Origin of the sequence: Nocardioides cavernae (assembly GCF_016907475.1) — a bacterium.
In the GTDB taxonomy this organism is placed as follows: Bacteria; Actinomycetota; Actinomycetes; order Propionibacteriales; family Nocardioidaceae; genus Nocardioides; species Nocardioides cavernae.
In genome coordinates this window covers 2,280,587-2,304,995 of the sequence record NZ_JAFBCA010000001.1, presented here as the reverse complement: position 1 = coordinate 2,304,995, position 24,409 = coordinate 2,280,587, and the positions used below count along the sequence as shown (strand labels likewise).

General features: G+C 71.8%; 15 protein-coding genes and 1 pseudogene. 4 read left to right on the top strand and 12 right to left on the bottom strand.

The annotated features are described in order from the left end of the window. Window positions 1–21: 21 nt before the first annotated feature. The 3 genes from JOD65_RS10740 to JOD65_RS10730 form a co-directional block, all read right to left on the bottom strand. Entirely contained in the window at window positions 22–264 is a 243-nt protein-coding gene (locus tag JOD65_RS10740; RefSeq protein WP_191197044.1) for an RNA-binding protein, read from the bottom strand. A 5-nt stretch (window positions 265–269) separates the two neighbouring features. After that, window positions 270–827 carry a 30S ribosomal protein S16 gene (rpsP, locus tag JOD65_RS10735; protein ID WP_191196749.1) on the bottom strand — a complete coding sequence of 186 codons (558 nt, stop codon included), beginning with the start codon at window positions 825–827 and terminating at the stop codon, window positions 270–272. A 191-nt stretch (window positions 828–1,018) separates the two neighbouring features. Beyond that, window positions 1,019–1,675: a GNAT family N-acetyltransferase gene (locus JOD65_RS10730; protein WP_307821081.1), complete on the bottom strand. Its 657-nt coding sequence runs from the start codon at window positions 1,673–1,675 to the stop codon at window positions 1,019–1,021. A gap of 214 nt (window positions 1,676–1,889) precedes the next feature. Between JOD65_RS10730 and JOD65_RS10725 the strand changes: the two genes are divergently transcribed. Then, window positions 1,890–2,456 carry a hypothetical protein gene (locus tag JOD65_RS10725; protein WP_191196747.1) on the top strand — a complete coding sequence of 189 codons (567 nt, stop codon included), beginning with the start codon at window positions 1,890–1,892 and terminating at the stop codon, window positions 2,454–2,456. Window positions 2,457–2,520: 64 nt separating this feature from the next. On the opposite strand, the gene JOD65_RS10720 is transcribed toward JOD65_RS10725, so the two are convergent. Beyond that, window positions 2,521–3,594: an amidohydrolase family protein gene (locus JOD65_RS10720; RefSeq protein ID WP_191196746.1), complete on the bottom strand. Its 1,074-nt coding sequence runs from the start codon at window positions 3,592–3,594 to the stop codon at window positions 2,521–2,523. 184 nt (window positions 3,595–3,778) lie between these two features. On the opposite strand from JOD65_RS10720, the gene JOD65_RS23700 reads away from it, so the two are divergent. Continuing rightward, window positions 3,779–11,479, top strand: a complete 7,701-nt coding sequence (locus JOD65_RS23700; protein ID WP_204811105.1) for a DUF4082 domain-containing protein — start codon at window positions 3,779–3,781, stop codon at window positions 11,477–11,479. 11 nt (window positions 11,480–11,490) lie between these two features. Here the strand turns inward: JOD65_RS23700 and JOD65_RS10710 are convergent, their stop codons facing one another. The 5 genes and pseudogenes from JOD65_RS10710 to JOD65_RS10690 form a co-directional block, all read right to left on the bottom strand. Beyond that, complete coding sequence (locus tag JOD65_RS10710; protein WP_191196692.1) at window positions 11,491–11,859, bottom strand: PIN domain-containing protein; 369 nt, start codon at window positions 11,857–11,859, stop codon at window positions 11,491–11,493. Window positions 11,860–11,973: 114 nt separating this feature from the next. After that, a complete protein-coding gene (gene ffh, locus JOD65_RS10705; protein ID WP_191196691.1) occupies window positions 11,974–13,569 on the bottom strand; it encodes a signal recognition particle protein in 1,596 nt (531 codons plus the stop codon). 117 nt (window positions 13,570–13,686) lie between these two features. Then, a pseudogene (locus tag JOD65_RS10700) lies at window positions 13,687–15,912 on the bottom strand ([protein-PII] uridylyltransferase); the annotation flags it as partial. Between the two features lie 102 nt (window positions 15,913–16,014). Further along, window positions 16,015–16,353 (bottom strand): P-II family nitrogen regulator, encoded by a 339-nt coding sequence (locus JOD65_RS10695; protein ID WP_172259157.1) that lies wholly within the window; start codon window positions 16,351–16,353, stop codon window positions 16,015–16,017. Then, window positions 16,350–17,660, bottom strand: a complete 1,311-nt coding sequence (locus JOD65_RS10690) for an ammonium transporter (protein ID WP_191196745.1) — start codon at window positions 17,658–17,660, stop codon at window positions 16,350–16,352. Before JOD65_RS10690 ends, JOD65_RS10695 begins: the two co-directional genes overlap by 4 nt. Window positions 17,661–17,893: 233 nt before the next feature. Between JOD65_RS10690 and JOD65_RS10685 the strand changes: the two genes are divergently transcribed. Together JOD65_RS10685 and JOD65_RS10680 are read left to right on the top strand one after the other, a co-directional pair. Next, window positions 17,894–18,838, top strand: a complete 945-nt coding sequence (locus tag JOD65_RS10685; protein ID WP_191196689.1) for a rhamnan synthesis F family protein — start codon at window positions 17,894–17,896, stop codon at window positions 18,836–18,838. Beyond that, window positions 18,828–21,818, top strand: coding sequence for a glycosyltransferase family protein (locus tag JOD65_RS10680; RefSeq protein WP_191196688.1), 2,991 nt, complete (start codon window positions 18,828–18,830; stop codon window positions 21,816–21,818). The genes JOD65_RS10685 and JOD65_RS10680 overlap by 11 nt, the downstream gene beginning before the upstream one ends. Before the next feature lie 211 nt (window positions 21,819–22,029). On the opposite strand, the gene ftsY is transcribed toward JOD65_RS10680, so the two are convergent. The 3 genes from ftsY to JOD65_RS10665 all read right to left on the bottom strand — a co-directional run bounded on the left by ftsY (window position 22,030) and on the right by JOD65_RS10665 (window position 24,348). Beyond that, window positions 22,030–23,175: a signal recognition particle-docking protein FtsY gene (gene ftsY / locus JOD65_RS10675; RefSeq protein WP_191196687.1), complete on the bottom strand. Its 1,146-nt coding sequence runs from the start codon at window positions 23,173–23,175 to the stop codon at window positions 22,030–22,032. Between the two features lie 13 nt (window positions 23,176–23,188). Beyond that, the gene (locus tag JOD65_RS10670) at window positions 23,189–24,103 is read right to left on the bottom strand and encodes a class I SAM-dependent methyltransferase (protein ID WP_191196686.1); all 915 of its coding nucleotides are present in this window, start codon (window positions 24,101–24,103) and stop codon (window positions 23,189–23,191) included. A 68-nt stretch (window positions 24,104–24,171) separates the two neighbouring features. Further along, window positions 24,172–24,348: a hypothetical protein gene (locus JOD65_RS10665; RefSeq protein ID WP_172259152.1), complete on the bottom strand. Its 177-nt coding sequence runs from the start codon at window positions 24,346–24,348 to the stop codon at window positions 24,172–24,174. Window positions 24,349–24,409: the final 61 nt, after the last annotated feature.

Genomic DNA, 24,409 nt, shown 5'->3' with positions numbered 1-24,409 from the left:
CGTCGACGGACGGTGCTGAGCTCAGCGGCGCCGGTCGGTGTCGACGAAGTCGACCCGCGCACCGCCACGGCCGGCGAGGGCCGAGACGACGGTGCGGAAGGCGGTCGCGGTGCGGCCGTTGCGTCCGATCACCTTGCCGAGGTCGTCGGGGTGGACCCGGACCTCGAGGATCGAGCCGCGACGCAGCTGCTTGTCGCGGACCATGACGTCGTCGGGGTGGTCGACGATGCCACGCACCAGGTGCTCGAGTGCCTCGGCGAGCACGTCGCTCACGCCTCGCTCTTGCCGGCGTCCTCGGCGGTGACCGTCTCAGCGGCCTCGGCAGCCTCGGCCGCGCCCTCGGGGGTCTCGTCCGCGGGAACCTCGGCAGGCGCCGCTGCGGGCTCCTCGGTCTTCTCGACCTTCTCAGCCTTCTCGGTCTTCTCAGCCTTCTCGGTCTTCTCGGTCTTCTTCTTGGTGGTGGTCGCGGAGCCCTTGGACTCGGCGGACACCTCCTTGAGCGCCTCGTTGAAGATGTCGAGCTTGGAGCGCTTGGGCTCCTTGACCTTGAGGGTGCCCTCGGCGCCCGGCAGGCCCTTGAACTTCTGCCAGTCGCCGGTCACCTTGAGGATCGCCTCGACGGCCTCGGAGGGCTGCGCGCCCACGCCGAGCCAGTACTGGGCCCGGTCGGAGGTCACCTCGATGAAGGAGGGCTCCTCCTTCGGGTGGTACTTGCCGATCTCCTCGAGCACCCGGCCGTCGCGCTTCTTGCGCGAGTCGACGACGACGATGCGGTACTGCGGCACCCGGATCTTGCCCAGGCGCTTCAAACGAATCTTGACGGCCACGTTTGTGGTGTCTCCTCAGGAATTGTCGTGGGTGAGGGACCAGTTCCCAGGTGGGGTCACCGGTGCTGGTCCTTCGAAGGGCACTGCGTCGCTCGGATGAGAGGGTCCGGGCACGCAGGACACGAGTGAAGAGTCTGCCAGACGGTGGCCGCGCTCGACCAATCCGGTACGGCCGAGGGGAGCGACCAGCCTCAGCCGGCGACCAGCCCGAGGAAGGAACGCACGGCCTCCGCCCCCGTGACGTGGATCGGCTCGGCATCCCGGACGAACGTCTCTGGGGTCAGGACCAGACCCTGGTTGAGCGCCAGCTCGCCCTCGCGGCGCTTGATCCGGCTCACCGCGGTGGGTCGGTAGCCGACCTTGCGGGAGACGCCCAGCGACGCCGGGTTGTCGAGGAAGGCCGCCGAGGTGATCTCCTCGAAGCCGAGGTGGTCGAAGAGCAGCTCGCACATCGCCCGACGCATCGCCGTGCCGAGCCCGCAGCCCTGGAACTCGCGGCCCAGCCACGAGCCGGTCTCCCCGGTCCGGGTCACCGGGAAGTGCTTCGCGGCCACCCCCTGGGCACCGATCACGCGGCCGTCCAGGACCACGGCGAGGTCGAGGCAGAAGTCCTCCGGCGAGAAGGTGGACCTCTTGCCCCAGTGGTAGGCCGCGGTGTTGCGGGCGAGCTCGCCTGGCGCGGCAGCGGTCCACGGGAAGTAGAACGGCATCTCGGCCGGGTCGTGGATGCCCTGCTCGGCGAGGTCGCACAGCTCGAGGATGAGGTCGTCGGTCAACCCGCGCAGCTCGAGCGGGCCGGCCTGCACGTGCAGGCCGAAGGGCGGGAAGAGGTCGACGAGTGTGGTCACTCCCCCATCCCACCGCCTGCACCGCCGTGGGCTCAAATCGGTTCCCGAGCCGATCACCGGTCCGACATCACGCCCCGTGCACATCTCGCATCCGCGCACCATGGCCCGAAGTGACCACGCGGGACGACCGATCCTCGACTTGTCTGGACCAGTGGCGTGCAGCAGGGTGGGGCGCCGTCAGTACTCCATCCCCCCATCACAGGAGCACTCCCAGATGAACACCACCCGGCGTATCACCGCCACCGCCCTCGCCACCGTCGCGCTGGTCGCGCCGTCCGCACTGACTGCCACCGCCGTGGCCGCACCGGACAAGCCGACCAAGCCGGCGAAGACGGTGAAGGCGCAGACCAAGCAGCTGCTCAAGGACATCGCGGGCAAGGACAAGCGCCTCGAGCGGCTCTCGACCAGCACTGCCGTCGAGGCCATGGCCGACGACACCGAGACCGAGGTCGTGGCCAACGTGACCGACGCCCGGACCGCCCTCACCGAGCTGAGGACCACCGTCGAGGCGGCCGACAGCACCGTCGACACCCGGGCCGCCCGCAAGGAGCTGCGCTCGTTCCGCGTGGAGAACTTCCGCATCGTCGTCAACATCGTGAAGAAGGTCGAGGGCCTCGAGGAGGCCGCTGCCTCCGACCCGGAGGCAGTCACGCACCTCGCGGCCGCAGAGGCCGCCGCGCTGGCGATCACCGCCACCAGCACCAAGGCTGACCTCCGCACCGCGCGCGAGCACGTCAAGGCCGCCCAGGCCGAGCTCGAGAGCGGGACGACGACCGCCTGACAGCCGTCGCACCCTCCGAGGGGCGGTCACCCGAGCGGGTGGCCGCCCTTCGTCGTCGGCGGGGTCAGCCCACCACGGCTCGACCGCGCAGCACGACGCGCGTCGGCGTACGCAGCACGGACAGGTCGGCGCGCGGATCACGGTCGTAGACGACGAAGTCCGCCGACGCGCCCTCGTCGAGGCCGTCCACCCCGAGCCACTCCCGGGCCCGCCAGCTGGCGGCGCCGAGCGCGTCGTGGGCCGGCATCCCGATCCGCACGAGCGCCTCGATCTCGCCGGCGATGTTGCCGTGGCGGCTGATGCCGCCACCGTCGGAGCCGGCGTAGATCGGCACCCCTGCCTCGTAGGCCGCCATGATCGTGGCGGGCATGCGGTCGTAGAGGTCGAGCATCGTGTCGGCGTAGGCCGGGAACCTCGCCTGCCCGGCTGCCGCGTGCTCGGGGAACTTGTCGAGCTGCATGACGGTGGGCACCAGCCGGGTGCCGTGCTGGACCATCGCGTCGATGAGGTCCTCTGTGAGCCCGGTGCCGTGCTCGATGCAGTCGATGCCCGCCTCGATCAGCCCGGGCAGCACGCCGTGGCCGAAGCAGTGCGCCGTCACCTTCGCACCTTCGGCCTGCGCGGCGGCGATGGCGTCGGCGAAGGCATCGGCGGGGAACGACGGAGCGAGGTCGCCCTCGTCGCGCGAGATCCAGTCGCCGACCAGCTTGATCCAGCCGTCGCCGTTGCGGGCCTCCTGGGCGGCGTACGACGCCAGGTCGGCCGGCTCGACCTCGTGGGCGTAGCCGCGGATGTAGCGCTTCGTCGCGGCGATGTGCCGACCACAGCGGATCAGCCGGGGCAGGTCGTCGCGGTCGTGGATCCAGCGCGTGTCGGCGGCAGAACCGGCGTCACGGATGAGGAGCGCGCCGCCGTCACGGTCGGCGATCGCTTGCTGCTCGGTGGCCGCGTCGTCGGTGGCGCCGAAGTCGTCGAGCCCGAGGTGGCAGTGCGCGTCGACCAGGCCGGGGACGATCCAGCCCTCGGCGACGGTGTCCGCACCGGGCTGGGCCTCGTAGGTGATGCGGCCGTCGACGACGTAGAGGTCCCGCGCCTCTCCGTCGGGCAGGACCGGTCCACGGAAGCGCTGCGCAGTCATGCGGCCGACCCTAGCCACACCGCCGTGCGGGGTCGTCCCGTCCTGCCCCGGGGCGCACGTCGGCAGCAGCGTGCCCAGTAGTGGGCATGACGTCGCCCGCGGTCCCGCCGAGGATGGGTTGATCCTGTGCACCGCGGTCGGTCCTGGGTGCGGCGACACAGACCTGTGGAGCAAGGAGCCTGCCGTGCCCGGTCCTCGACGTCTCGTCGTCCTGATGTCGCTCGTGCTGGCAGCCTCGGGGCTGTCCGTTCTGGTCGCCTCCACGCCTGCCTCGGCCGCACCGTGCGACCCACCTGTCACCAACGCCGTCGCCTGCGAGAACACGCTGCCCGGCAGCCCTGAGAGCGAGTGGGGCATCACGGGTGCCGGGTCGACCACCATCCAGGGCTTCGCGACGGACATGAGCGTCGACCAGGGTCAGTCGATCGGGTTCAAGGTCGACACATCGGCGACGTCGTACCGCCTCGACATCTACCGGATGGGCTACTACGGCGGCGACGGGGCTCGCCGGGTCGCGACCGTGACCCCGACCGTGCTCAACGACCAACCCAACTGCGTCACCGCTGTGGCGACAGGCCTGGTCGACTGCGGCAACTGGACCCAGAACGCGTCATGGGCTGTACCGGCCACTGCGGTCTCCGGGATCTACTTCGCTCGCCTGGTCCGGACCGACGGCACCGCCGGGGCGAGCCACGTGTTCTTCGTGGTCCGCGACGACGACGGCGGGTCGGACCTCCTGTTCCAGACCTCCGACACCACGTGGCAGGCCTACAACACCTACGGCGGCAACAGCCTGTACAGCGGCGCACCGGCCGGGCGCGCCTACAAGGTCAGCTACAACCGCCCGTTCACGACGCGCGGCAACGCGCCGGAGGACTGGGTGTTCAACGCCGAGTACCCGATGGTGCGCTTCCTCGAGTCCAACGGGTACGACGTGAGCTACACGTCCGGGGTCGACACCGATCGTCGCGGCGGTGAGCTGCTCGAGCACGAGGCCTTCCTGTCGGTCGGTCACGACGAGTACTGGTCCGGCACCCAGCGCGCCAACGTCGAGGCGGCGCGCGACGCGGGAGTCGACCTGGCGTTCTTCTCGGGCAACGAGGTCTTCTGGAAGACGCGCTGGGAGAACAGCATCGACGGGTCGGGCACCTCGCACCGGACGCTCGTGTCCTACAAGGAGACCCACGCCAACGCGAAGATCGACCCGCAGCCCAACACCTGGACCGGCACCTGGCGTGACCCGCGGTTCAGCCCGCCGGCCGACGGGGGGCGGCCCGAGAACGGGCTGACCGGCACGATGTTCGCGATCAACTGCTGCGCGATCAACATGGTGGTCGGCCAGGCCGACGGCCAGATGCGCTTCTGGCGCAACACTCGCGTCGCCGCCCTCGGCACGAACGCGACGACGACCATCGGCACCAACGTCATCGGCTACGAGTGGGACGAGGACCCCGACAACGGCTTCCGACCACCGGGCACGTTCCGGGTGTCCCAGACAGCCGGCTCCGGCGAGCGCCTCCAGGACCACGGCAACACGTACGCACAGGGCCAGGCCACCCATGCGATGACGACGCACCGCGCCGCGAGCGGGGCGCTGGTCTTCAGCGCGGGCACGATCCAGTGGGCATGGGCGCTCGACAGCAACCACGACCGAGGGTCGGCCGCGGCGGACACGGCCGCCCAGCAGGCGACCGTCAACCTGCTCGCCGACATGGGGGTCCAGCCCGACACGCTGCGCACGGGTCTCACAGCGGCGACCGCGTCGACCGACACCACCGCCCCCACGACCGCCATCACCTCGCCCGCGGCGGGCGCGACCCTGCCGGTCGGCTCGCCCGTCACCATCACCGGCACCGCCACGGATGCGGGGGGTGGCCAGGTCGCCGGCGTCGAGGTCTCGACCGACAGCGGCGCGACGTGGCGACGCGCCACCGGCCGCGGTTCGTGGACCTACACGTTCACACCAGCTGCCTCGGGCGCCCTGACCCTGCGGGCACGCACGGTGGACGACAGCGCCAACCTCGGCACGGCGGCGACCACCAACGTCACCGTCGGGACCGCACCGACCGCGTGCCCCTGCACGATCTGGCCGGGGACCGCCACGCCGGCGCGGACCGACCCCGACCGCGATCCCGTGGAGGTGGGAGTCAAGTTCCGGGCCGCCACCGACGGCCTGGTGACGGGGATCCGCTTCTACAAGCCCGTCGAGTCCACCGGCACCCACGTGGGCTCGTTGTGGTCGCGAACCGGGACCCGCCTCGGCCAAGTCACGTTCACCAACGAGTCGGCCAGCGGCTGGCAGCAGGCGCTGTTCGCCACGCCCGTTCCGGTGACGGCCGGCACCACCTATGTCGCGTCCTACTTCACCCCGAGTCGGTACGTGGTCACCTCGCGCTACTTCCAGAGCGGCGCCACCACCCGCGGCCCCCTGACCGCGCTCCAGGACGGCACCGACGGTGGCAACGGCGTCTTCCGTTACAGCAGCACGGCCGGGGCCTTCCCCGACCAGACCTTCCAGAGCGAGAACTACTGGGTCGACGTGGTGTTCGCCGAGGGCGCGGACACCGCCAAGCCGACGGTGACGGCCCGCACCCCCGTCGCCGGCGCCGCTGGCGTCGCCGTCGGTACGGACGTGACCGCCACCTTCAGCGAGGCGGTGCAGCAGTCCACGCTCGCGTTCGAGCTCCGTGCGCCGGGCGGCGCCGTGGTGCCCGCCGCCCTCTCCTACGACGCTGCGAGCAGGACTGCGACGCTGCGGCCGAGCGCGGCCCTGTCAGCGACGACGACCTACACCGCCGCCCTGTCCGGCGCCCGCGACGCGGCCGGTAACCAGATGGACTCCGTGACCTGGTCCTTCACCACCGCCGCCGCCGACACCACCAAGCCCGCGATCACGGCCCGCACGCCTGCCGTCGGCGCCGCCGGTGTCGCCCTCGCCATCTCCCCGACCGCGACGTTCAGCGAGGCCGTGACGTCCTCGACCATCACTTTCGAGCTGCGCGGCCCGGGCGGCACCGCCGTCGCTGGGGCCACGTCGTACGACGCCGCGAGCCGCACCGCGACCTTCGACCCCGGTAGCAACCTGGCCACGAGCACCACCTACACCGCCTCGATCAGCGGTGCCCGTGACGCCTCGGGCAACCAGATGGACCCGGTGTCGTGGTCCTTCACCACCACTGCGACGACCTCGGGATGCCCGTGCACGATCTGGCCGTCGACCACCACCCCCGCCGGCACCGACCCGGACACCAGCTCGGTCGAGCTCGGCGTGAAGTTCCGCACCAGCACTGCGGGCTACATCACCGGGATCCGCTACTGGAAGCCCACCCAGACCAGCGGCACCCACGTCGGGTCATTCTGGACCCGGACCGGGACCCGGCTCGGCCAGGTCACCTTCACCAACGAGTCGGCCAGCGGCTGGCAGGAGGCCACCTTCGCCTCACCCATCCCAGTCAACGCCAACACGACCTACGTGGCGTCCTACTTCACGCCGACTCGCTACGCCGTCAACGGCGGATACTTCAGCACGGCCACCACCCGCGGGCCGCTGACGGCCCTCCAGAACGGCACCGACGGCGGCAACGGCACCTACCGATACACCTCCACACCGAGCACCTTCCCCGACCAGAGCTTCAACAGCGAGAACTACTGGGTCGACGTGGTCTTCGAGGACGGGCCCGACACGACGAAGCCGACCGTGACGGCGCGGACTCCGGCGCCGGGCGCCACCGGTGTGTCAGTAGGCGGCAACGTGACGGGCACCTTCAGCGAGCCGGTGGAGGGCAGCTCAGCCACCGTCGAGTTACGCGCTCCCGGCGGAAGCGTCGTCCCGGGAGAGACGACGTACGACACGGCGACCCGAACGGTGACCTTGGACCCGACCAGCGCCCTCACCGCTAGCGCCACCTACACGGCGACGCTCCGTGGGGCCACGGACACCGCGGGCAACCAGATGGACCCGGTGTCGTGGTCCTTCACCGCTGAGGCGGCCGACACCACCAGCCCGGCGGTGACTGGGCGCACCCCCGCGGTCGGCGCGACCAACGTCGCCACCACCGCCAACGCCACCGCGACCTTCAGCGAGGCCGTGACGTCCTCGACCATCACTTTCGAGCTGCGCGGCCCGGGCGGCACCGCCGTCGCTGGGGCCACGTCGTACGACGCCGCGAGCCGCACCGCGACCTTCGACCCCGGTAGCAACCTGGCCACGAGCACCACCTACACCGCCTCGATCAGCGGTGCCCGTGACGCCTCGGGCAACCAGATGGACCCGGTGTCGTGGTCCTTCACCACCACTGCGACGACCTCGGGATGCCCGTGCACGATCTGGCCGTCGACCACCACCCCCGCCGGCACCGACCCGGACACCAGCTCGGTCGAGCTCGGCGTGAAGTTCCGCACCAGCACTGCGGGCTACATCACCGGGATCCGCTACTGGAAGCCCACCCAGACCAGCGGCACCCACGTCGGGTCATTCTGGACCCGGACCGGGACCCGGCTCGGCCAGGTCACCTTCACCAACGAGTCGGCCAGCGGCTGGCAGGAGGCCACCTTCGCCTCACCCATCCCAGTCAACGCCAACACGACCTACGTGGCGTCCTACTTCACGCCGACTCGCTACGCCGTCAACGGCGGATACTTCAGCACGGCCACCACCCGCGGGCCGCTGACGGCCCTCCAGAACGGCACCGACGGCGGCAACGGCACCTACCGATACACCTCCACACCGAGCACCTTCCCCGACCAGAGCTTCAACAGCGAGAACTACTGGGTCGACGTGGTCTTCTCCGAGCAGGCCAACGACACCATCCCGCCGACCATCGTCTCGCGGGTACCCGCGGGGAACGCGACCGGCGTGGCGGTCGGGGTCCGAGCTAGCGCCACCTTCAACGAGCTGGTCACCGGGTCCTCGGTGTCGATGGTGCTGAAGACGGCGGGCGGTCAGGTGGTGCCGTCAACCACGTCCTACGACGCCGGAACGTCAACGGCGACGGTCACGCCCGCCGCCGATCTGGCCTACACGTCGACCTACACCGTCGAGGTCAGCGGCGCGAGGGACTCGGCCGGCAACACGATGGCGCCGGTGTCGTGGTCGTTCCAGACAGCGGGCGAGCCACCGCCCGGGATCGGAGACGGGCCTGGCGGTCCTATCGGGGTCGTCACCAGCAGCGGCAACCCGTCGTCGACCTACCTCAGCGAGATCATCCGGGCCGAGGGTCTCAACGAGTTCACGAACGTGCGGGTCTCGACGCTGAACGCCACCAGCCTGGCGTCGTACGCCGTGGTCGTCCTCGGGGACGTCGCGATCACCGACGCCCAGGTGACGGCACTCACCGACTGGGTGAACGCCGGCGGCAACCTCATCGCCATGCGACCCGACAGCCGCCTCTACGGCCTCGCCGGCATCACCGCGCAGGCGGGCACCGTGGCCGACGGCTACCTCGCGGTCAACCCGGCCGCGGAGCCCGGGGCCGGCATCACGACGGACACGATGCAGTTCCACGGCACCGCCAGCCGCTACACCCTGAACGGTGCGGCCTCGGTGGCAACGCTCTACTCCAACGCCACCACCAGCACCGGGCTGCCGGCTGTGACCCTGCGCAGCGTTGGCACCAACGGTGGCCAAGTCGCGACGTTCGCGTTCGACCTCGCCCGCTCGGTGATCGCAACGCGGCAGGGCAACGTCGCGTGGGCCGGCCAGGACCGCGACGGAGCCACGCCCAACCGGTCGAACGACCTGTTCTTCGGCGGCAGCGGGGCGACCGACTGGGTCAACCTGTCCAAGGCACACATCCCACAGGCCGACGAGCAGCAGCGGCTGCTCGCCAACCTGGTCACCGTGACGACTCGCGACCGGCTCCCGGTGCCGCGGTTCTGGTACTTCCCAGGCACCCACAGGGCGGTCGTGGTGGCCACCGGCGACGACCACGGAAACAACGGCACACCTGGCCGTTTCAGCACCTATGCTGCCGCGAGTCCCTCGGGCTGCTCGGTGGCCAATTGGGAGTGCCCGCGCTTCACCTCGTACATCTTCCCCAGCACGGCGATGACCAACTCGCAGGCCGCGACCTTCGACAGCCAGGGCTTCGAGGTCGGTATCCACGTGCAGAACAACTGCACCAACTTCGGCTCTTACCAACAGCTTGCCGACACGTACACCAGCCAATTGTCGACGTGGCGCACGAAGTACAACTCGCTCCCGTCACCAACAACCAATCGCTACCACTGCATCGTCTGGAGCGACTGGGTCTCGCAACCGAAGGCGGAGCTCGCCAACGGGATGCGCCTCGACACCAACTACTACTACTACCCGGGCTCCTGGGTCGCCGACCGACCCGGGTTCATGAACGGCTCGGGCATGCCCATGCGGTTCACCGACACCGACGGCTCGATGATCGACGTCTTCCAGGCCAACACCAACATGACCGACGAGTCGGGCCAGACCTACCCGTTCACCCCGAACACGCTGCTGGACCGGGCGTTGGGCAGTCAGGGCTACTACGGCGCCTTCACCGCCAACCTGCACACCGACAGCGCCTCGACCTTCGAGGACACCCAGGTGCTGGCGTCGGCGCAGGCTCGCAATGTCCCCGTCATCACGGCCCGGCAGCTGCTGACCTGGACGGACGGTCGCAACGCATCGTCGTTCAGCGGCATTTCCTGGAGCGGCAACACGCTCTCCTTCACCATTGGCGTCGGAGTCGGCGCAACTGGCTTGACGGCGATGCTGCCGACGACGGGTCCCGGTGGCAGCACCCTCACGACGGTGACCCGCGGGAGCACCTCGGTCCCGTTCACGACGATGACGGTCAAGGGCCAGCAGTACGCCGTCTTCCCGGCGATCGGCGGCGCTCACCAGGCGACGTACGCCGGGGGCGGGGGTGGCGGGGGCGGCGGCGCCAACCGCGTCTCGGGCGCGGCCGTCACCACGTCCGACACCGGCGACACCACGGCCACCTGGACGACTGAGCAGCCCGGCACGAGCGTCGTGCTGCTCGGCACTGCGCCCACCGCGCTCTCCACCCGGGTCGCGCTCGCGGATCGGACCACCGACCACCTCGCCGCGCTCGGGAACCTGCGGCCGGCGACGCGCTACTACTACCGCGTCCAGTCGCGCGGGCCGGGCGGCCGCCACACGGTGTGGCCGGCGGCTCACGCCGCGCCGGCGTCGTTCGTGACGGCGGCCGTCGACCGGACCGCCCCGCGCGTCAGCCGGCTGCGGGTCCTGCCGCTGCCCGACGGGTCGGCGCGGGTCACCTGGCGGACGAACGAGCCCGCGACCTCGGTCGTGCGCCTCGGCCGCGCCGGCGCCCCGCTGCGGAGGCGCGGGTTCGACTCGACCCTCAGCAGGAGCCACACGGTCGTGGTCACGGGACTGCTCGCCCGGCGGGCGTACAGCCTGCGGGTGGCCTCGCGGGACGGCTCGGGCAACGCGGCGCTGCAACGGTCCAGCCGCTTCCGGACCCCGGGCGTGGGCATCGCGATGATGACGGCCGAGGACTTCCGCACCGGTTCGCTCGAGGGTGACCTCCGCGTCGACGACGCCGGTCTGGGTGGCCTCACGCTGGGCGTGCGCGGCTGGGGCCGCTACACCTCACGCGTGGTCGACTCCGGGCGCAAGGCCCGGTGGCACGGCTTGGTGCTGGACGCGAACGCGCCGGCGGGCTCGCAGATCGTGGTGCGGGTCCGGGCCGGCGACCGAGCCACTCCCGACGGCGCCTGGTCGGACTGGAAGGTCGTCACCAGGCCGGGCAGCCGCGCCGAGGTGTCCGGACGCTACGTGCAGTACGACGTGACGCTGGCGGCGGCGCAAGGTGGGCTGCCCAGCGTGCGAGCCGTCGGGCTCACGCGCACCGGAGGATCGCCCCGGCACGCAGAGCGCTGAGGCGGCCCGCGTCAGAGCCGGTCGAGCAGCCAGGACGGGCTCAGCACCTGGGCAGGCGCCACGTTGGCAGCGAGCGCACGGTCGGCGGTCACCACGACGACGTGGCCGCCGGCCTCGCCTGCGCGGCGCGCCTGCTCCCGGATCTCGGCGTCACCGTCACGCGCCGCGTGCACCGTGCGCACGTGGCCGTCCCTGCCGGCCCGCACGCCACCCTTGGCCTGTCCCTCCAGCACGAGCACGATCTCGTCGTACGACGTGTCGGCGACCAGGAGCCGCTCGTGCAGGCGGCGCGCCGCCCCCGCGCGGTCCTTCCACCAGCCGTCGGGCACGGACCCGACGACGTTGGCGCCGTCGACGATCAGTGACGACCTGCGGTTCACTTCCAGCTCCTGGTCTCGACGCGCTCGCACGACCTCGTCCCTCGGTCGTGTCGCCTGCTCAACCTGGCCGAGCCCACGCCGGTCACTTGCTCCGCTCGTGATCGGCTGCTCGTCTCACTTCAGGAACTGGGAGAAGTCCTTGGGCAGGTTGAGCTGCTCGGCAGCCTTCTCGTAGTCGACGTCGGCGCCGTCGGGGTTGCCGAAGGGGTTGGCGGCCTTCTCGTCCGTGGCGGTCTTCTGCGCGGCCTTCTGCTGGGCAGCCTTGGCCGGGTTGCCGGAGACGCGCTTCTTGCCCTTCTTGCCCTTGGCCTGCGGAGCCTGGCGGCCGCCGGAGCGCTTGCCACCGGCCATGCCGGGCATCCCCGGCATCCCGGGCATCCCCGGGACCCCGCCGCCCTTGGCCATCGACTCCATCATCTTGCGCGCCTCGAAGAAGCGGTCGACGAGCTGGTTGACGTCGGACACCTGGCGGCCGGAGCCGGCCGCGATGCGCGCGCGACGCGAGCCGTCGATGATCTTCGGGTTGTCGCGCTCGGCCGGCGTCATCGACTGGATGATCGCCTGGATGCGGTCGATCTCGCGCTCGTCGAAGTTCTCGAGCTGGTCGCGGAACTGACCCATCCCGGGGAGCATCCCCATGATCTTGGTCATCGAGCCGAGCTTGCGGATCTGCATCATCTGCTGGAGGAAGTCCTCCAGCGTGAAGCCGCCCTTGGTGGCGAGCTTCTCGGCAGCCTTCAGCGACTGCTCGGAGTCGAACGCCTTCTCGGCCTGCTCGATCAGGGTGAGCATGTCGCCCATGTCGAGGATGCGGGAAGCCATCCGGTCGGGGTGGAACAGGTCGAAGTCGGTCATCTTCTCGCCGCTGGAGGCGAACATGACCGGCTTGCCGGTGACCGACCGGATCGACAGCGCGGCACCGCCGCGCGCGTCGCCGTCGAGCTTGGTGAGCACCACGCCGTCGTAGCCGACACCGTCGAGGAAGGCCTGCGCGGTGGTGACCGCGTCCTGGCCGATCATCGCGTCGACGACGAAGAGCACCTCGTCGGGCTGCACCGCGTCGCGGATGTCGGCGGCCTGCTGCATGAGGGTCGCGTCGACGCCGAGGCGACCGGCGGTGTCGATGATGACGACGTCGTGGAGCTTGCGCTTGGCCTCCTCGATCGACCGGCGCGCCACGTCCACCGGGTCGCCACCGTGCTCGACTCCTTGGGCGTTGCCCGGCTCGGGGGCGAAGACGGGGACGCCGACGCGCTCGCCGTTGACCTGCAGCTGCTGGACGGCGTTGGGACGCTGGAGGTCGGCCGCGACGAGCATCGGCGTCTTGTCCTGGTCCTTGAGCCACAGCGCGAGCTTGGCCGCGAGCGTCGTCTTGCCGGCACCCTGGAGGCCGGCGAGCATGATGACCGTCGGCCCGCTCTTGGCGTAGCGCAGGCGGCGCGTCTCGCCGCCGAGGATCGTGACGAGCTCCTCGTGGACGATCTTGATGATCTGCTGCGCCGGGTTGAGGGCGCCGCTGACCTCCTCGGAGCGGGCGCGCTCCTTGACCGCCCCGACGAACTCCTTCACCACGGGCAGCGCGACGTCGGCCTCGAGCAGCGCGATGCGGATCTCACGCGCGGTGGCGTCGATGTCGGCCTCGGAGAGCCGGCCCTTGCCCCGCAGGTTCTTGAAGGTGTCGGCAAGGCGGTCGGAGAGTGTGGCGAACACGGTGTGGGTCTGTCCCTCGCATCGGTGGTGGATCAGGGTGGTTCAGAGTCTGGTACGACGACCAAGACTAACGGCCGCACCCCGTCCGGGCTCACCCGACGAGCTCATCCGCCGAGCTCAGCCGCCGAGCGCCGTGCGTACGGCATGGGCGGCGGCCGCGGCCCGCTCCTCCGTGGGGCGCACCCCACCGACCTCCTGGACGTAGAACACGTCGACCGCCTGGGGGCCGAGCGTGGAGACGTGCGCGGAGGCGACCGTGAGCCCCAGACCGGCGAGGGTGGTGAGCACGCGGTGGACCACACCGGGCCGGTCGGAGGTGCGGATCTCCAGCACCAGTGAGGCGCGCGAGGCGTCCGGGCGGACCTCGACGATCGGTGGCAGCTCGCCGTCGGGACGCGCGGGCAGGTCGGGGAGCCGCTGGGTGCCCTCGACGACGCGGCGGATCCGCTCGCGCACGACGCTGGCGTCGAGGTAGGCGTCGGAGACCTCCCACGCGCTGACGCCCCACTCGCCGTCGGCGTCGACCTGCGACCAGGCGCGGGCCGCGTGGACCGGCACCCTCAGCGCGGCGAGGCCGCCGGCGACGTCGGCGAGCAGGCCGACGCGGTCGGCCGCGACCACGGTGAGGGTGGCGCCGACCCCGTGCGGGGCGATCTCGACCGACACGGCGGTCGGGTCGCGTCGTACGACGTCGGGGACGGGCAGTGACCCGGCAGGGTCGACGTGCGTGATCTCGGCACCGAGCGCGTGGGCGGCCCGGGAGACGAGACGGTCGACCAGCGACGCCCGCCACGTCGTCCACGCCGCCGGCGAGGCCGCTCGGGCGTCGGCCTCGGTGAGCGCGCGCAGCAGCTCGAGGCTGGCAGCGTCGGGGACGTGGGTGAGCAGCTCGGCGGTGGTGGCCGGGTCGTCGGGGTCGCGGGTGGTCGCGAGGTCCGCGAGCAGGAGGTGCCAGCGCACGAGGGAGGCCACCACCTCGGCGTCGAGGTCGGTGAAGCCCATCCGGGCCACGACCTTGCGGGCCAGGGGCTCCCCGGCCACCGAGTGGTCGTGCAGCGAGCCCTTGCCGATGTCGTGCAGCAGCGCTGCCACCAGCAGCAGGTCGGGCCGGCGGACGCTGCGGATCAGTGCGCCCGCCTCCGCGCAGGTCTCCACGACGTGCCGGTCGACGGTGAAGCGGTGGATGGCCGAGGCGTGGGGCAGCAGCCGGATCTGCTCCCACTCGGGCAGGAAGGTCTCGATGCCCTCGACCTCGTCGAGGGTCTCCCACACCGGCGGCAGGGCGGGCCCGCTGGCAAGCAGGCGGACGAGCGCGTCGCGGGCGGGGACCGGCCACGGCACGGGGAGCTCGGCGCCCTCCCGGACCAGCCGGGCGGCGGTGGTGGGCGCGAGGACGGCGTCACGGCTCGCTGCCTCCGCCGCCGCGCGGAGCAGCAGGGTCGGGTCGTCGCCCGGCTTGGTGCCCGCGTCGAGGACGACCTCGCCGCGCGACAGCGCGATGCCGGGGGCGATCCGCTCGAGCGCGGGCGTTCGCCGGCCACGCTCTCCCGTCGACCGGGCCATCACGGCGTCCGTACGCCGCCACGCCAGCCGCGAGAGGTGGGCGATCCGCCGGCCGAGGGAGCGGACGTGGCGCTGGGCGGCCCCGGCGTCGGAGAGCCCGAGACGCTCGGCCAGCGGTCCCCACATCTCGGGGGCGATGCGGTCGGCCGGCCGGCCAGCGAGGTCCTGCACCTCGTCGCGGACGTCGAGGAGCATCTGGCGCGCCGCCTCGAGTGCGGGGGTGGAGGCGTCGACGAGCCAGCTGGCCTCGATCGCCTTGAGCACCCCGGCGTCGCGCAGCCCGCCCTCGGCCTCCTTGACGTCGGGCACCGACACGTGGGCCAGCTCGCCGGTGACGTCGTGGCGCTTGAGCGTCATCGCCTTGAGCTCCGGCAGCCGGGTCCGGGCCTGGCGGCGCCAGTCGGCCAGCATCGTGGTGCGCAGCCGCAGGCTGAGGCCCGGGTCGCCGGCGAGGTGGCGGGCGTCGAGCAGGCCGAGCGCGACCCGGAGGTCCGCCGCCGCCTCGAGCACCTCGCTCATCGAGCGGACCGAGTGGTCGAGCCGCCGCCCGGAGTCCCACAGCGGGTACCAGAGGGTGGCCCCCAGGTCGCCGAGGTCGAGGCCGTCCTCGTGGACCAGGACGACGTCGAGGTCGGAGTGCGGCGCGAGCTCGCCCCGGCCGTACCCCCCGACCGCGACCAGGGCCACCCCGGTGACGGGCCCGCCGGAGGCGGCGTACGCCTCCCGGCAGAGCTCGTCGGCCGAGGTGGCCCTGGTCTGTCGCAGTTCTGCGGTCACGCGGGGTCCCTGCGTCGTTGCTCGGAGGAGCGGAGCGGAGGAGAGGAAGGGCGTGGGGTGCTCACGCCTTCACGTCCCTGTGAGTCCCGAGAAGAGGGAACGTCATCAGAGTGCCGACGCGTCCTGCTCGCCGGTGCGGACACGGACGACGGTCTCGACGGGGCTGACCCAGACCTTGCCGTCGCCGATCCGACCGGTCTGCGCGGTCTTCACCACGATCCCGACGATGTCGTCGGCATCGGCGTCGTCGACGACGATCTCGATGCGGATCTTGGGCACGAGGGCGATGTCGTACTCCGCCCCGCGGTAGACCTCGGTGTGGCCCTTCTGGCGGCCGTAGCCGCTGACCTCGGAGACCGTCATCCCGGCGACCCCGAAGGTCTCGAGCGCCTCGCGGACGTCCTCCCACTTGTGCGGCTTGATCACCGCGGTCACGAGCTTCATGCGCTGGCTCCTTCGGTCTTGGTGGTGGTCGCGACAGGGGCGGTGGAGGCGGCGAGCACGCTGCTGCTGCCGCCGCTGGTGCCGCTGTGCAGGTCGTACGCCGACTCGCCGTGGGCGACGAGGTCGATGCCGTTGACCTCGTCCTCCTCGTCGAGGCGCAGGCCCATCGTGTACTTGATCGCCAGGGCGATGACAGTGGTGAGGATGCCCGAGTAGAGGACCGCGACGAGGACACCGAGGGTCTGGGCGCCGAGCGAACTGAAGCCGCCACCGTAGAGCAGCCCGTTGACGCCGCCGGCGCCTTCAGCCGTGGAGAACACGCCGATCAGCACGGTGCCCACGATGCCACCGACGAGGTGCACGCCGACCACGTCGAGCGAGTCGTCGTAACCGAGCTTGTACTTCAGGCCCACGGCCCAGGCGCAGACCGCACCAGCGACGAGGCCGATGGCCACGGCGCCGCTGATGTCGACGGCTCCGGCTGCGGGGGTGATCGCGACCAGGCCGGCCACGATGCCGGAGGCGGCACCGAGCGAGGTGGCCTTGCCGTGCAGGAGCCGCTCGATCAGGAGCCAGCCGAGGATGGCGGCCATGGTGGCGAGGGTGGTGTTGGCGAAGGTGCGGCCGGTCTCGGAGTAGAACTGCGAGAGGAAGGCTTCGGGGTCCTCGTCGAAGCTGGTGCCGAAGACGATCGAGCCGACGTTGAAGCCGTACCAGCCGAGCCACAGCATGCCTGCGCCGAGCATGGTCAGCGTGAGGTTGTGCGGGCGCATCTGCTCGCGGGGCCAGCCGATGCGCTTGCCGAGGAGCAGCACGAGCACCAGGGCCGCGACGCCGGCGTTGATGTGGACGGCCGTGCCGCCCGCGTAGTCCTGGGCGCCGATCCGGCCGCAGATGAGCGAGTCGTCGGTGCAGCTGAAGACCATGTGGGCCATCGGGAAGTAGACGATGAGGGCCCACAGCGGGAGGAAGACCACCCAAGCGGAGAACTTCAGCCGGTCGGCCACCGCGCCGCTGATCAGCGCCGCGGTGATGATCGCGAAGGTCATCTGGAACATCACGTAGATGTAGTTGTCGGTGGTGACGCCGTCGAGCCAGAACAGCTCGAACGGGTTGGCGAAGAAGGTGCCCTTGCCGCCGAAGCCCATCGACCAGCCGACGGCGACGTACAGGATGCCGACGATGGCGGCTGCGATGAACGACATCATCATCATGTTGAGCACGGACTTCGACCGCGACATGCCGCCGTAGAACAGGGCCAGCGCGGGCACCGTCATCATCAGGACGAAGGCAGTCGCCACCAGCATGAAGGCGTAATAGCCGTCCACAGGACCTCCAGGAACTCGAGCACGAACGAAACGGGGTGGTCACCCGGGCCATGACGCCGCTGTCATGGCGGTGCCCACGTGATGACCCGCAGCCTGTGCGGACGAGGTTTCGCCGGGCCGCGACGGATGTTGCACGCACGCAACGGAATGAGCCCCCGTGTTACAGGTGTGTGAACGGATCGGCCCCGGAGTCCGCTTGTTAGTGTTCGGCCGTGTCCAGACTGGCCGTGATGGCGCACTACGACGTCGCCGGGGAGCTGCGGCCCCACGTGCGCGGTCAGGTGGAGGCGCTCGCCGCGTCGGTCGACACCCTGCTGGTCTGCACGACGGCCAACCTGCAGGACTCGGCGCGCGCCTGGCTGACCGAGCGGGCGGTCCTCGTCGAGCGCGCCAACTACGGCTACGACTTCTTCAGCTACAAGGTCGGCCTCGACGCCGCCGGCGACCTCACGGCGTACGACGAGGTGGTGGTCTGCAACGACACCTACGTCTTCGCCCTCGACTCCTACGAGTCGGTCTTCGCCGAGATGGCCACGCGGCCGTGCGACTTCTGGGGCCTGACGGGCGCCGAGCGCGTCGCGCCGCACATCCAGTCCTTCTTCATCGCCTTCCGCCCGTGGGTGGTCGGGTCGCGGGCGTTCACGACGTTCTGGGAGGAGATGGAGCCGATCTCCAAGCGCCGCCAGGTCATCCGGCGCTACGAGGTGGGCATGTCGCGCCGGCTCTACGAGGCCGGCTTCCTCTCCGACACCTACTTCGTCGAGACCCCCGAGGACCGCCGCATCGCCCGCGAGCGGATGCGCTGGTGGGCCGCCCACCGGTCCCACTTCCCGCGCACCCGCGCCGAGGTGCGCGAGTGGCGCGAGCGAGCCAACGAGCCCTGGAACCCTGCCCGGAGCCTGGCCGACCGGGTGCTCGACAACGCCCGCCTCCCCTACGTCAAGATCGACACCCTGCGCTACGACCCCTACAACCTCGACGCCAAGCGGCTGCTCGAGCTGTGCGAGCGGCGCTTCCCGCAGCGCTTCGACGGGGTGCGCGAGTTCCTCGAGGAGACCGCGCAGTACTACCCCCTCCGCGACACCGAACGGCTGCTCCCCACGCCGCTGGCCCTCGAGCCCCTCTTCCCGCGGGTGAGGTACTCCGATGCGCGGTGAGCGTCGGCGGCCGGGCCAGGTCAGGCTCGACGACGCCGCCGAGGTCATGGTCGCCTCCGGCCTCGTCGACATCGACTACGTCGCCGCCCAGCTCGGCACCACGTACGAGTCGACGCTCGAGGCGGCCCGCGCGGTCGTCGACGCCGGCGACGTGTCCCCCCACCCGCTCTTCGAGGCACAGTGGATCGGGCGGCGCCGCTCCTGGCAGCGGGTCGGCCAGCACCCCGTCCTCTGGTACGTCTCCGAGCGTCGGCGGCGCAACCGCATCGCGCCGCACCCGCTCGTCGACCCGCGGATCATCTTCGCGGCCTACCCCGAGGCCCGGCACCACCCCTACGGTGCGCTGTCCTACTGGCTCTCGGCCTCCGGACCCGGCACCCCCCTGCCGACGCGGATCCTGCCCCGCAAGGTGTCCTGGTCCACCTACCGCTCCGCCGCCATCGCGGCCGCGACCGAGTGGCGCGAGGAGGTCGTCCGCGAGCGTCCGCCGCTGGTCGGCCCCACGCCGGCGCTCCCCGCTTCCCTGGGCACCTCCCCGGCGGTGACCGTCGTGATGGCCGCGCAGGACGCCGGACCGCTCGTCCACCAGACGGTGGCGTCGCTGCAGGCCCAGTCGTTCACCGACTGGCACCTCGTCGCCGTCGACCGCGGGTCGGTCGACGACACCGCAGCCGTGCTGCAGGGCGTGGCGGCCTTCGACGACCGCGTCACCGTCGTGCGCGAGTCGCGGTGCGGGCTCGCCCGCGCGCTCAACGTGGCCCTCGAGCACGGCACCGGCGAGCACGTGGCCCTCCTGCCGCTCGGGCGCGAGTGGCTGCCCGAGATGCTCGCCGACCTGCTGGCGCACGCCCACCACAGCGGGGCTGCCGCGGTGGTGGCGGGCGCCGGGGCTGTCGGCCGATCGCGCCACGAGCTGCTCGGCGGGCGCCCCGTCGACCTCGCGACCGCGCTCCTGCGACGAGACGCCGTCAAGGACGTCGGGGGCTTCGACGAGGGCCTCGACGGGGCGGTGGAGCGCGACCTGCTGCTGCGGCTCACCCGCGACCACGAGCCGCTCGCCGTCGACGTACCCGTGCTGCGACGCCCCGACATCCCGCCGCCGGGCTTCGACGACGACTGGGACTCCGTCGTCCTCGAGCGCCAGCTCGTGGACTGGGACGCGGCCGCACGCCGGGAGACCGACGAGGCGCTGGTCAGTCACGTCATGCCGCTGGGACCGGAGCCCCGCCGCACGGTGGAGTGGCTCGGCTCGGTGCCGCGCGAGGGGTCGGAGCTGGTGCTCGTCGGCGTCCGCATGCGCCGGGCGCACCACGTCCTGGCCGCCTCCATGGCCTCGGTCATCTCGGGCGCCCGCTTCGTCTCGGTCCCCGCGCCGGTCTCGATGTCGGTCGCCACCAACGTCGGCGTCGTGGAGGCCGGCGGCAGCACCGTCGTGCTGGTCCGGCCCGAGGCGATGCCGCCGCGCCAGCCGATCGCCGAACAGCTCGCCGGGGTGCTGCGCGAGCCCGGGGTGGGGATGGCGCAGCCGCTGGTCGTCGACCTGGACGGCGTGGTGCTCAGCGCCGGCGCCCGCTTCACCACCGTCAACCCGCACCCCGAGCTGTTCCTCGCCGGACTGCCCACCAGCGACGCCGTACGGATCGGCCAGTGCGGGATCGCCGCACCCGCCTCACCCCTGGTGGCGCTGCGCACCGAGACCGCGGTCGCGCTGCGCGGTCTCGACTCGCGCTACCACTCGGTCCTCGCCGAGACCGATCTCGGCCTGAGGGTGCAGCGCTCGGGGCTCGGTGGATCGGTGCTCGTGCCCGACGCGGTGATCACCTCCCGCACCGCCTACGCGGACGCCGAGGCGCTGATCGGCGCCATGTCGTCGCTGCGCGCGACCGTGCTCGCCGGGCCGCGGCCGGCGACCGACCACTCCCGCGAGCAGCTCGGGACCGCCGGGCTCGAGGTGACCGACGAGCGCAGCCGGATGGTCAGTGCCGACCCCGACGACCGGGGCGCGCCGTCGGTCCTGGTGCCCGAGCTCGTCCTGCGGGCCGTCGAGGGCATCCGCGAGTCGCCCCCGCGGCTGCGGTGGGCCGTCGACATCGCGGCGCCCGCCGCCCAGCGCGGCGACAGGTGGGGCGACACCTACTTCGCCCGGTCGCTGGCCGACGCCCTCGAACGACGCGGACAGCACGTGGCGATCGATCGCCGCGACGCCCGGCACCGCGACTCGCGCGACCACGACGACGTGCTGCTGGTGCTCCGCGGCCTCGACCGCGTCACGCCCCGGCCGGGCCTGCTCAACGTCGGGTGGATCATCAGCCACCCCGACATGATCACGCCCGACGAGGTGGCCGGCTTCGACCTCGTCTACGCCGCCAGCACCAGCTGGTCGGAGCGGGTGAGCCGCGAGTGGGGCACCCCCGTCACGCAGCTCCTGCAGTGCACCGACACGCGCTGGTTCCACCCCGACAGGGCCGAGCCCGACACCGGGCCCGCGCTCCTCTTCGTCGGCAACTCACGCGGCATCTACCGCTACGCCGTCCGCAGCGCGCTCGCGATCGGCGCCGACCTCACCCTCCACGGCAACGACTGGACCGACTTCGTCGAGCGCGAGCAGATCGCCTCCGGCGGCGTCGACAACCGCGAGGTCGGCGCGCTCTACGCCTCGGCGGGGATCGTGCTGAACGACCACCACCTCGACATGCGCCGCGACAGCTTCGCCTCCAACCGGCTCTTCGACGCAGCAGCCTGCGGGGCCCGCATCCTCAGCGACCGCATCGACGGCCTGCAGGAGATCTTCTCCGGCCTGGTGCTCCCCTTCGACAACGAGCACGAGCTGGCGCGCCTGGTGACGCCGCCGTACGACGCCTTCCCCGACGACGCCACCCGCCGCGAGATCGCGACCCGGATCATCGCCGAGCACAGCTTCGACAAGCGGGCCGAGACCCTCATCGACGACGCCGTGCACGCGCTCCTCGCCCGCCGCTGACCGGCGAGTCGGCTCGTCCTGACTCCCTAGACCCGTCGAGTCGGCTCGTCCTGACGTCGCAGACCCGTCGAGTCGGCTCGTCCTGGCTGATCGAGCATCAGGATGCGCCGACTCGACCCCACTCAGGTGTCAGGATGCGCCGCCTCGACGCCGCTCAGGCATCAGGACGCGCCGCCTCGACGCCGCACGGGCGCGAGGACGTGCCGGCTCGTCAGCCGAGCAGCGCGTCGACGAAGGCGGCCGCGTCGAACGGCGCCATGTCGTCGGGTCCCTCGCCGAGGCCGACGAGCTTGACCGGCACCCCGAGCTCGCGCTGCACCTGCACCACGATGCCACCCTTGGCGGAGCCGTCGAGCTTGGTGAGCACGATGCCGGTGACGTCGACGATCTCGCTGAAGACGCGGGCCTGGATGAGGCCGTTCTGGCCGGTGGTGGCGTCGAGGACGAGCAGGACCTCCGTGACGTCGGCCTGCTTCTCGATGACGCGCTTGATCTTGCCGAGCTCGTCCATCAGCCCGGCCTTGTTCTGCAGGCGGCCGGCCGTGTCGACGAGCACCGTGTCGACGCCGTTGTCGACGCCGTGCTTGACGGCCTCGAACGCGACGCTGGCCGGGTCGCCGCCCTCGGGGCCGCGCACGACCTCGACGCCCACGCGCTCACCCCACGTGGCGAGCTGGTCGACGGCGGCGGCGCGGAACGTGTCGGCGGCACCGAGCGTGACCGAGAGGTCCTCGGCGACGAGGATCCGGGCGATCTTGCCGACGGTGGTGGTCTTGCCCGCACCGTTGACGCCGACCACGAGCACCACGCCGGGCTTGCCGTCGGCGCCGGTCACCTGCACGCGTCGGTCGAGGTCGGTGCCGACGAGCTCGATCAGCTCCTCGCGCAGCACCGCTCGTACGTCGGACGGCTGGCCACCCTCGACCCGCAGGCGGGTGCGGAGGCGCTCCACGAGCGCCTGGGTGGGCGCCACGCCGATGTCGGCGGTCAGGAGGGTGTCCTCGATCTCCTCCCACGTGTCCTCGTCGAGGCGTTCGCGGCTGAGCAGGGCCAGCAGGCCCTTGCCGAGGCCTCCCTGGGAGAGGGAGAGCCGCTGCCGCAGGCGCACGAGGCGCGACGCCGTGCTCTCCGGCTTCTCGAGGGTCGGGGCCCCGACGACCGGCTCGGCGGTGTCGACCGCCGGCTCCGGCGGCGCCTCGGTCGCGACCTCGGCCTCGGTCGGGGGCGGCGCGATGACGTCGGTGCGCCCGCTCGGCGGCGGCACCTCCTTCCGCCGTCGTCCGGAGGTCAGCAGCCCGGCGAGCGTGAGGAGGCCCACGACCGCGATGGCGATGATCAGATAGAGCCAGTCACCCATGGGGTCAATCCAATCAGAGGGGCACGACGCGCCGAAGCCGGGTGAGCACCCCGGCCGCTCGGCGGGCCTGCTCCTCGGCCAGACGAGCACGCAGGCTGTCGCGCTGGGCGACGAGTCGGGTGGCCCGCTCGCGCTCGCGTGCCAGGCGGCCCTGGGCCTTCGCGAGGTCGGCGAGCACGGCGTCGAAAGCGGCGGTGAGGCCCGAGCCGGGGCCGCCCGCCAGCATCGGGGACGCGCTCCCCCGGCCCGGGTGCACCACCCACACGACCTCGTGGGGCATCAGCCGGAACCACCGCACCGCGGACTCCCCCACGAGCGCCGGCGGCGTCACCCGCACCGACGCGAGGCCGGCGTCCGCGAGGCGCGCGTCGAAGTCGTCGCCGTACCAGCGCACGTGGTCGACCTGGCCGAAGCGACGGATGCGCTCCTCCGGGGTCGCCGACGGGTCTTCCTCGGTCGCCACGCCCATCTTGATCGGCACCTCGAGGAGCGCGATGCCGCGCGGGCTGAGCACCCGCGCGATCTCGCGCATCGCCGCGCAGTCGTCCGGGACGTGCTCGAGCACGTGGTAGCAGACCAGCAGGTCGACCGAGCCGTCCCGCAGCGGGAGGTGGGTCAGGCTGGCCAGCGCGTCGACGTCGCGGGCGTCGTAGCCGGCGTCCAGGCTGATGCGGCGCCGGGCATCGAGCCGGTCGAGCAGCACCTTCGACTGGCGCGACGGCGCGATCTCGACCACCGTGTCGAGGTCGCGCAGCTCGGGCGAGAGGCTGCCGAGCAGCAGCGAGAGGAACCGGTGCCGCTCCAGGCTCCCGCACCTGGGACAGGCCGCGTCGGGGCGGCCGTCGGGTCCGGACCGGAACTGGCGGGGCACCATCGCGCCGCAGGCGGCGCAGTAGCCCTTGGCGACGTCGTGGCGAGAGCCGGTCACCTCTCGCACGCTAGTCCGCGCGCGGGTCGGCGCGAGGCGCCACGCCGGGAGTCACCCGCCCGGTGGGGTCAGACGCGAGACTCCGAGTCCTCGAGGGTCGGGAGGGCGTCGACGCCCTTGCGCATGGCGTCGCCGAGCTGCGGCGCGACGGGCATCTCCTCGCCGCGGTGGGGATAGGCGACGTAGACAGCCACGGCCGCGGCGACGAGCACGCCGAGGGACATCATCAGGACGATCGCGAGCACGGGGTTCCTCCGAGGTGGGCCGGTCGGGTCTCCTCCACGGTGGCACACGACGGGTGGCGCC

Bases quoted from the DNA above. Each gene is read 5' to 3' on its own strand.
- JOD65_RS10725 (WP_191196747.1), top strand. From the start codon at position 1,890: ATGAACACCACCCGGCGTATCACCGCCACCGCCCTCGCCACCGTCGCG.
- JOD65_RS10720 (WP_191196746.1), bottom strand. From the start codon at position 3,594: ATGACTGCGCAGCGCTTCCGTGGACCGGTCCTGCCCGACGGAGAGGCG.
- JOD65_RS10695 (WP_172259157.1), bottom strand. From the start codon at position 16,353: ATGAAGCTCGTGACCGCGGTGATCAAGCCGCACAAGTGGGAGGACGTC.
- JOD65_RS10690 (WP_191196745.1), bottom strand. From the start codon at position 17,660: ATGCTGGTGGCGACTGCCTTCGTCCTGATGATGACGGTGCCCGCGCTG.
- JOD65_RS10680 (WP_191196688.1), top strand. From the start codon at position 18,828: ATGCGCGGTGAGCGTCGGCGGCCGGGCCAGGTCAGGCTCGACGACGCC.
- ftsY (WP_191196687.1), bottom strand. From the start codon at position 23,175: ATGGGTGACTGGCTCTATCTGATCATCGCCATCGCGGTCGTGGGCCTC.